The organism is Janthinobacterium sp. AD80, assembly GCF_002878455.1.
Taxonomy (GTDB): domain Bacteria; phylum Pseudomonadota; class Gammaproteobacteria; order Burkholderiales; family Burkholderiaceae_D; genus Janthinobacterium.
This window is the reverse complement of record NZ_NRDQ01000062.1, coordinates 40,165-48,172: the sequence shown is the minus strand read 5'-3', so window position 1 is coordinate 48,172 and position 8,008 is coordinate 40,165. Positions and strand designations below refer to the sequence as shown.

Below are 8,008 nucleotides of genomic sequence, written 5' to 3'. Positions count from 1 at the left end.
GCCGGGCGCGCCGGGCGGCAGGGGCAGTTGTGCCGGTGCCGCTGCCGCCGCAGGCGCTGCCGTGATTGCCGCCGCAGGGGCGGCAGGTGCTGTATTGAAGTTCATGATCATGCTTGATTCCCGTCCGAGTCGAATTCGCCGAGCGCGGCGTAGGCGACCCAACCTTCCTTATTTGCCTGTAATGCACCCAGGTGCAAACCCAGGCGTTCTTTTTCCTCAGAGCAAATTTTAACCGCTTGCGCGTGAATTTTGCGCAATTGCAACAATTCTGTTTGTTCCAGCGCATTCCAGGCGCCGCGTTCGGCCAGCAAGGGAATGTTCTTCGCCAGGCTGGCCGTGAGTTTTTCCAGCGCTTCCCAGTCCGAGCGCGCCACGGCGGCGCCCAGTTGACGGTTCAGCTGCTGCAGCGCGGGGCGCCTAGGCATTGTTTGCCTGGACACCCACCCAGCCGCGCTTGATGGTGGTCATCAAGGTCGTCACTTCATCGATCAGGCTCGGATCAAGCTTGATGCCGGCCGTATACAGGCGCGCCACGCAGTAGTCGTACAGGCGCGCCAGGTTGACCACCACCTCGCCGCCATTGTCGAAATCGAGCGAGCTCGACAAACCGTTGATGATCTGCGTGCATTTATCCAGGCTGATCGCCTTCTGTTCGTAGCGCTTGCCCACGATATGCCCGCGCGCGCGCGCCAGTTCTTCCAGCAGGCCATCCGTCAGGACCAGCACCAGTTCCACGGGCGAGGCGCGCGAGGTCTGGGCATCCAGGTTGACTGCATGATAGTTGCCGTAAGCTTCATTGTTTAACATGTCTATTTCTCACTGTCTAAACTTGCGGCGGCGCGGCAGGCACGCTCGCCTTAGGATTTGTCGTTGCCAAACATGGCGTCGAACATGTCGACGTTCTTGTTCATCTGTTCCTGCAGGATCTGCAGGCGCGTAAATTGGTCGAGGTAGCGCTTGTACGAGTTGTCATACTGCGTATTCAGGCGGTCCATGCTCTTGTTCAGGTTTTTCTGCAGGGTATCGGTCGCTTCCAGGCGCTGCTTGATCTGGCCCTTGGTGATGTTGCTCCACTGGCCCAGGACCTTGTCCAGGCCTCCCAGCACACCGGCCGGCGCGGACAGGCTGTTGTTGCCGAACAGCTGGTCCAGGCCCGTCGGGTTGGTGGCCAGCTTGGCCGTCAGCTTGGCGCTGTTCAGGCTGATCGAGCCATCGCGCTGTGCCGTGATGCCGTACGACACCAGCGAATCGCCGCCGATGCTCAGGCGCAGGGCATTGCCCATGCTGGTGCGCAGCGCGTTCAGGCCCGAATCGTGGGCGAAGATGCCGGCGGCCACATCCTTGGCCGGATCGCCGGGGCTGGCCAGGCCGTCCAGCAGGCTTTTCAGCTTGTTGTAGGCGTCGACGAAGGTTTGCACGTTGGCGATGGTGCCGGCGCTGTCGGTGGCCACGGTCAGCGTGACGGGTGATTCGGCCGCCGACATGGCGCGCGTGAAGGTCACTTTCACGTCCTGGATGTTGGTGAAGGTGTTCGACGCTTGCGTGATGGCCGTGCCACCCGGTTTGCCGCCCAGCCAGACGATGGCGTCGTCGGCCTTCACCACTTCCTTGATGTTGGCCGGTGCGATCAGCGCGCCTTTCAGCGCGACGTTGGTGACGCCGCTGGCGTCGAGCGTGGCGGCGTTGGCGACACCCGTCACATTCGAGGTCAGGACCATTTGCGCGGTGCCGTTGATGGTCACGATGGAGGCGGTGACACGGCCGTTGTTCTTGCTGTTGCTATTGATGGCAGCGGCGATTTCCTGCGGCGTCAGGCTGGCGTTGCCATCCTTGTTGGCGGCCGCCAGGTCGATGTCGAGGGTGTTGTCGCCCACGCCATCGCCGATCTTCACTTTCAGCACGCCCGTGCCGTCAGCCGGGTCGACCGGCGTTATGCCGCCATACGACACCTGGCTGGCCGTGGCCAGTTTTTCGACGAAGAAGGTGTACGTGCCGGGCGCGGCATTCACGCCGGCGGTGGCCGAACCGAAGCCCGCGGCCGGGAAGGTGGCCGACTGGCTCAGCACCGATTTGCTGCTGGTCATCGACGACATCGCCAGCTGGAAAGTCGAAATGGCCGACTTCAGGTTGTTCAGCGCCGTGCTGGTGTTGTTGGCCAGCGTATTTTTCGCCGTCAATGCTGCCTGCTGCGCCGCAATTTCCTTGGTGGCCAGATTTTTTGCGGTGGTGATCGGGTCGTAGACCGGTGAAGTAATTACGCTTGCCATGCCAGACTCCTGAATAAAGGGATATACCGGTACAAGGCGACCCCCATTCCCGTTTTGTGAAGTTTTCCTGAAAGAAACTTACACAAGTTTCATTTTACCTGCCCGCGGAACCAGAATTGCGTTGCCAGCTCGTCCTGGCGCTTGGCATCGGTACGTTGTTGCTCATTTGCAACACGCTTCTGTTTTTGCGTCAGCACCTGGTCCAGCACTTCGCGTTTGGCCCACGCCGTGTTCAGGGCCCGCTGCGAAATGGCCATGGTGGCTTCATGCAAGTGCAAGTCGGTACGGTGCTGGTCGGCCATCTGCATGACGGCCTGCTTGAAGTCGCCGCAATTGACGGACAGGGCCAGGGGCAGGGCGCCGCTGGGGCCGCTATCCGTGTACAGGCCCGTCAGGCGCTCCAGGTTTTTCTGGTAGCGCTCGCGCACGGCCGTCTGCGCCGCCATTTCGCCTTGCAGGCGTTCCACCTCGGTGCTGCGCAGGCCGACCAGGGTGGTCAGGTTGCGTATCGTATGCGCGTCGCTCACAAATGCTCCTAGGCCATGATCTGTTCAAGTTGTTCGATGCAAGGCGCCATCGGCGCCTCTTCCTTGGTGCCCTGGCACAGGAATGCCTCGATCGGTCCGTGCAGTTGCACGGCGCGGTCGGTGATGGGGTCGGCGCCGGGCACGTAGGCGCCCAGGGGGATCAGGTCGCGCACGCGCGCATGGCGCGCCATCGACGCTTTCAGCGCGCGCGCCGCCAGCATGTGTCCTGGCGTGATCACCTGCGCCATGCAGCGGCTGATCGAGGCGGCGATGTCGATGGCGGGGTAGTGGCCCCGTTCGGCCAGTTCGCGCGTGAGCACGATGTGGCCGTCGAGAATCGCGCGCGCCGTGTCGACGACAGGGTCTTGCTGGTCATCGCCTTCGGCCAGCACCGTGTAGATGGCGCTCATGCTGCCCTCGGCGTGGGCGCCATTGCCGGCGCTCTCGACCAGTTGCGGCAGATTCGAGAAGACGGACGGCGGATAGCCGCGCGTGGCCGGCGGCTCGCCCAGGGCCAGCGCCACTTCGCGCAAGGCCATGGCGTAGCGCGTCAGCGAGTCGACCAGCAGCAGCACGTGCTTGCCCTGGTCGCGGAAATGCGCGGCGATGGAATGGCACAGTTCGGTGGCCATGATGCGCATCAGCGGCGACTCGTCGGCTGGCGCGATCACCAGCACGGCCTTTTTCAAGCCTTCGGCGCCCAGCGACTTTTCGACGAATTCGCGCACTTCGCGGCCCCGTTCGCCGATCAGGCCGACGACGACCACATCGGCCACCGTCTGGCGCGTGATCAGGCCCAGCAGCACGCTCTTGCCGACGCCGGAACCGGCCATCAGGCCCACGCGCTGCCCCTTGCCCAGGGTCAGCATGCTGTTGATGGCGCGTACGCCCACGTCCAGCGGCTCGGCTACCGGTTGTTTCTTGAGGGGATTGACCTTCGGTGGCGTCACTTCCAGGATGTGTTCGCCACCGAGGCGGCCCAGGTCGTCGATCGGCTCGCCCAGGCCATTGACCATGCGGCCCAGCCACGACGGGCCGATCTGCAGGCTGGCCTTGTCGGGCAGGGGCAGCACGCGCGCGCCCGTGGTCAGGCCCGTGGCTTTCTTGAAGGGCATCAGGTAGGACAGTTTTTCGCGGAAACCGACGACTTGCGCGTCCAGCCATTCGCCATTCACAGTTTCAATCTGACAACGCTGGCCCGTGTGCAGGCGGCAGCCGGCGCTTTCCAGCAGCAAGCCGGAAGCGCCGACCAGGCGGCCGGTGGGTGTCGCGACCGGAATATCGCCGATCTCGAAACTGCGCAGCGTGTCGGCGATCATGCAGGCGCGCCCTGGTCGGCGTGTTCGGCGGCCAGCGCCAGGTGGCTGCTGACTTGTTCCATGCAGGCCGACAGGCGCTGATGGCAGCCGGCGTCGACTTCATTGTCGCCCGCCTTGATGCGGCATTCACCCGCGTCGAGGCGGGCGTCGGCGATCAGGTTCCAGCGCTTGGCGCGCTTCGGATCGAGTTCGCTGATGCGTTTCAATTCTTCCGGATTGAGGAAGACGTCGATTTCCTCGCGCGTCGGCGGCATCGAAGCCAGGGTCTCGTCGACCAGGGCCAGCAATTGCACGGGCTGCAGCGCCAGTTCGGCGCGGATCACCTGGCGCGCCACCTTGGCCACCAGGTCGACCACTTCCTTGCGCTGCGCTGCGCGGTAGTCGGCGCGCACTTTTTTCAGGTCGCGCAGGATCGCATCGACAGGGCGCGCCAGGCGGTCCAGCGCCACCAGGGTTTCATTGCGGCCTTCTTCGCGGCCATGCGCGATGCCATCGCTGCGTCCGGCGTCGTAGCCGTCCTGCTGGCCTTGCACCAGGCCCACTTCATAGCCGTCGCGCTGGCCCTGCTCGAAGCCTTCCGAGACGGACGCCTGCCATTGGCCATCCGTGTCTTCGCTGGCGGCACGCTGGCCGGCGGCGATGAATTGCGACAGCGGCGGAAAACGGTATGAGCGGAAGTGCTTCATTCGATCACCGCTTCGGCAAACAGTTGCACTTCGATCTCGCCCGCATCGGCGAGGCCCTTGACGGTGGCCATGATTTCCTGGCGCGTCTGTTCGATGCGCGACAGCGGCACGGGGCCGGAACGGCGCATCATGTCTTCGAAGCTCTGGGCCTGGCGGCGCGGCATGGTTTTCAGCACGGCATCGCGGATCGACGGTTCCGCGCCCTTCAGGGCGATGGCCCACTGTTCCATCGGCACGTCTTCCAGGATGCGCGTGAGCGTGACATCGCTCTGCGTGGCGAGGATCAGGAAGTCGTACATGCTCAGTTCGATTTCCGACACCACTTCCGGATCGTGGGCGCGCAGCAGTTCGACCAGCGCGGCGCGGTTGCCCGGCATGCGGTTGAGGATCTCGGCGGCCTGGCGGATGCCTTCCACGCTGGTGCTTTGCGTGTCGAGCGTGCCCAGGCAGCGGCCCACCAGTTCATCAAGCTCGACCAGCAGGTCGCGGTCGATTTCGTCCAGGCGCGCCAGGTTCAGCAAGACCAGGTCGCGGCCTTCGACGGGCAGGGCGTCGAGGATCTGGCCGGCCAGCGCGGGCGGCAAAAAGGCCAGGAAGACGGCTTGCATCTGCACGTGTTCGTTGACGATGTATTCGGCCAGCCATTTTGGCGAAGCCCACTGCAGGCGCGCCATTTTCGGACGGATGGCATCGCCGTAAATGTTGTTCAGCACGCTATTTGCGATATCGCTGCCCAGCGCCATGTCCAGCGAGCGCTTCAGGTAGCTGCGCGAAGCGCCGTGCACGCCGCTTTGCTGGCGGTAGTCGTCGAAGAAGGTTTGCATGGCCGTTTTCACGGCTTCGACCTTGATGCCGCTCATGCGCGACATCACTTGCGTGACTTCCAGCAACTCTTCGCGCGACAGGCAGCGCAGCACATTGGCCGCCTGCTCTTCGCCTATGCTCAGCAGCACAATGGCGGCCTGCTCCACGGGGTTCAGGCTGACGCTCTCGATGTCTGCGTCGTCAGGGAAATTATTGTTGTTGAGTTCGGCCATTTTTCTGCATCCATTGTTTGACGACTTCGGCGACACGCTCGGGTTCTTTTTCTGCCAGCACTTTCAGGTGGTCGACCATCACGTCGACGGCCGAGCCAGGTGGTGGCAGGTCGTAATTTTCCAGCAGCGGCACGACCGGCATGCTGGCGCCCGTGGCGGCGGCTGCGCCTTCCAGGGCCGGCAAGCCATTCACGCCCAGCGCCGGCGCGCCGGCGGCGGTGACGCCATTTGCCGCTGCCGTGCTGCCGCCGGCCAGGGCCATGGCGGGATCGATCTGCTTGAGCGTTGGCGGCGCCAGGCGCGCCGTCAGCAGGCGCATCAGGGGGCGCAGGATCAGGAAGTAGCCGAGCACGGCACCCAGCGCATACAGCAGCCAGCTGCTGAAATCAACGACGGTGTCGCGCTCTTCCCACCATTGCGCCACAGGCGGCTTGGCGGGGAAGGGCAGGGCCGTCAGGCTCAGGCTGTCGCCGCGCTGGGCGTTGATGCCCAGGCCGCTATTGAGCATTTTTTCAATATTGCCCAGTTCGGCAGGAGTCCAGCCGGTTTTCGGATTCGGTGCGGCGGCGCTGTTGAGGACGACGGCGACGCTGAGTTTTTCCAGGCGGCCGCGGCTGCGCTTGATCTGCGTGATGCTGCGGTCATAGGCGTACTGGCGCGTGGTGGCGTTCTTGCGGGCCGTGCCATCGTCCGATGGCTTCGGTGCGCCATCGGCAGGCGCGGCGCCGGCGGCGTCGGCCGGTGCGGGCACGGCGGCGGCGGGCGGACGGTTCGACAGGCTGCCGGGAATGCCGGCCACGGTGCGGTTGCGTTCCTGCTCTTCACGCATGGCTTCGCTCGTCACTTTCGGGGCTTCGCCGTATTTTTCCAGCGTTTCGTCGACGCGGTCGTTGTTCACGGCGGCCGTCACGCTGAGCTTGAAGTTGTCTTCGCCGATGACCGGACCCAGCAGGCCCATGACATTGTGGCGGATCTCATCCTGGAAGCGCTTGGCGCCTTCGTTGCCGGCCGCCGAGGCGTCGAAGCCATCCGTCAGGTCGACATGCGCGGACAGCAGGTTGCCGCCCTGGTCGACCAGGCTCACGCGCGTTGGCGCCAGGCTGGCCACGCTGCCGGCCACCATGTTGATGACGGCGGCGATCTGTTCCGGCGCCAGGGTGCGGCCCGGCTTCAGGGCCACGACCACCGAGGCCGAGGATTTGTCGCCATCGCTGGCAACAAACGAAGTCGACTTGGCAATCGACAAATGGACGCGGGCCGAAGCGATCGCGTCCATCGTCATGATGCTTTGCGCCAGCTCGCCTTCCAGGCCGCGGCGGAAGCGCACGTCCTGCACGAACTGGGACACGCCCAGCGGATCGTTCTTGTCCATCAGCTCCAGGCCGGCCGGCAGCTGCGCCGTCACGCCTTTCGAGGCCAGCAGCATGCGCACCTTGCCCAGCATGGCGTCGGGCACCAGCACCTGGCCGCTGTCAGGATGCAGGCGGTAGGGGATGTGTTCGGCGTCCAGGGTTGCCATCATGTCCGTCACGGCCACTTTTTCGCGCGCGCCGAAGACGGGCTTGTAGTTGGCCTGGTCGCGCCAGAAATACATGGTGACCATGGCGGTGATGCCGATGGCCAGCACGACGATGGGAACCAGGTTTTTCAGCAGGGCGGGCGGGATGGCGGGCTGGGCGCCAAGGCGCCAGCGCGCAAATGCGGACTTCATGGTGGTAATCACTTGGGGTAACTTTCGCTGGGAGGCTGGGCGTGGATCTGGGCGTAGGGCTTACAAAGGCAGTTTGATCAGTTCGTCGACGGCGCCCATGACCTTATTGCGCACTTGCATCAACATGGAGAAGGACAGGCTGGCTTCCTGGCTGGCCAGCATGGCGCCGACCAGGTCGTCGCTCTTGCCGCTGTCGACGTCGCTCATTTTCTGCGCGGCCAGGCGGTCGTCGCTGTTGACCTTGCCGACGGCGTCTTTTATGCTTTGCGCAAACGAGAAGCCGGATTGTTCCGGTGCGCCGAATTGGGCGGCCGGCATGATGCTGGCGCCCAGGGCGCGCGCGTCGTTGCTCAGTGCTGCCAGATCGGCCTTGATCAGACCTGCGAGTTCGTTGCTCATCTTGCCCTCTACTTTCAATATGCGGTGACGTATCAATCAGAAATACTGGTGTTGCCATGCCG

Annotated in this window: 9 protein-coding genes; all 9 read right to left on the bottom strand. The window is 64.0% G+C overall.

Going from position 1 to position 8,008, the window contains the following annotated elements; all coding sequences use genetic code 11:
• Positions 1–107: 107 nt before the first annotated feature.
• The gene (locus tag JaAD80_RS13685; protein WP_258002985.1) at positions 108–374 is read right to left on the bottom strand and encodes a hypothetical protein; all 267 of its coding nucleotides are present in this window, start codon (positions 372–374) and stop codon (positions 108–110) included.
• Between the two features lie 43 nt (positions 375–417).
• A complete protein-coding gene (gene fliS, locus JaAD80_RS13680; protein ID WP_102294770.1) occupies positions 418–807 on the bottom strand; it encodes a flagellar export chaperone FliS in 390 nt (129 codons plus the stop codon).
• A gap of 50 nt (positions 808–857) precedes the next feature.
• Positions 858–2,267 (bottom strand): flagellar filament capping protein FliD, encoded by a 1,410-nt coding sequence (gene fliD / locus JaAD80_RS13675; protein ID WP_102294768.1) that lies wholly within the window; start codon positions 2,265–2,267, stop codon positions 858–860.
• An 89-nt stretch (positions 2,268–2,356) separates the two neighbouring features.
• The gene (fliJ, locus tag JaAD80_RS13670; RefSeq protein WP_102294766.1) at positions 2,357–2,794 is read right to left on the bottom strand and encodes a flagellar export protein FliJ; all 438 of its coding nucleotides are present in this window, start codon (positions 2,792–2,794) and stop codon (positions 2,357–2,359) included.
• An 8-nt stretch (positions 2,795–2,802) separates the two neighbouring features.
• Entirely contained in the window at positions 2,803–4,113 is a 1,311-nt protein-coding gene (gene fliI / locus JaAD80_RS13665; RefSeq protein ID WP_102294764.1) for a flagellar protein export ATPase FliI, read from the bottom strand.
• Entirely contained in the window at positions 4,110–4,799 is a 690-nt protein-coding gene (gene fliH, locus JaAD80_RS13660) for a flagellar assembly protein FliH (RefSeq protein ID WP_102294762.1), read from the bottom strand. Before fliH ends, fliI begins: the two co-directional genes overlap by 4 nt.
• On the bottom strand, positions 4,796–5,836 hold the full coding sequence (locus JaAD80_RS13655; RefSeq protein ID WP_102294761.1) for a flagellar motor switch protein FliG: 1,041 nt from the start codon (positions 5,834–5,836) through the stop codon (positions 4,796–4,798). The genes fliH and JaAD80_RS13655 overlap by 4 nt, the downstream gene beginning before the upstream one ends.
• Positions 5,814–7,547, bottom strand: a complete 1,734-nt coding sequence (gene fliF, locus JaAD80_RS13650; RefSeq protein ID WP_102294759.1) for a flagellar basal-body MS-ring/collar protein FliF — start codon at positions 7,545–7,547, stop codon at positions 5,814–5,816. The genes JaAD80_RS13655 and fliF overlap by 23 nt, the downstream gene beginning before the upstream one ends.
• Positions 7,548–7,607: 60 nt before the next feature.
• Positions 7,608–7,946, bottom strand: coding sequence for a flagellar hook-basal body complex protein FliE (locus JaAD80_RS13645; RefSeq protein WP_102294758.1), 339 nt, complete (start codon positions 7,944–7,946; stop codon positions 7,608–7,610).
• Between the last annotated feature and the right edge of the window lie 62 nt (positions 7,947–8,008).